The 500-nt window shown below is 47.0% G+C and carries 1 protein-coding gene; it reads right to left on the bottom strand.

Annotation, left to right across the window (positions count from 1 at the left end; all coding sequences use genetic code 11):
• Positions 1–54 precede the first annotated feature (54 nt).
• Complete coding sequence (locus tag QWI17_RS00690; protein ID WP_033690019.1) at positions 55–429, bottom strand: hypothetical protein; 375 nt, start codon at positions 427–429, stop codon at positions 55–57.
• Between the last annotated feature and the right edge of the window lie 71 nt (positions 430–500).

Below are 500 nucleotides of genomic sequence, written 5' to 3'. Positions count from 1 at the left end.
AGGCTGCCATGTGGCCTGGGCACAAGCCTGAGTACTTGAGACTTCATCACAAGTTCACTTTAAAACTCCCACCAGCCAGTTGAAAGCAAAGAACAAGGTCGTCGACACTACAAGCCCCATCCAAGACGGCAACAAAACTCTTTTAATAGGCCTTGGAAAATTCTCGAGATCTGAAACATCTGCCACACCTTTTCGAACAAACAACCCTGGAATCATCAGCATATTTGCCGCCAGGCAAGTACGCATTAATTTTCCAACAAGACCAGCCGCTGAAAAGTTTTCCCTGTTACTCTGAATATACTTGCATTTCGCTAAAGCTTTTTCGATAGCCTCTATAGATCGACAAGCTAAGTAAACCATCACACACACGCTGATTGCCATACAAGCGAGCAGGATAGACGCGATTATCGTCAAAGCTACGGCACTCATTCTCGCGCTCTTCCTTCAGGCCCGGCTGACACTATACCCCGGTGCCTGGCACTGCACTAGTAGGTAACTAA

The organism is Gilvimarinus gilvus (assembly GCF_030518155.1).
Classification (GTDB): Bacteria; Pseudomonadota; Gammaproteobacteria; order Pseudomonadales; family Cellvibrionaceae; genus Gilvimarinus; species Gilvimarinus gilvus.
Note: the sequence above shows the minus strand (reverse complement) of the source record. Positions and strands in the feature narration are given on the sequence as shown.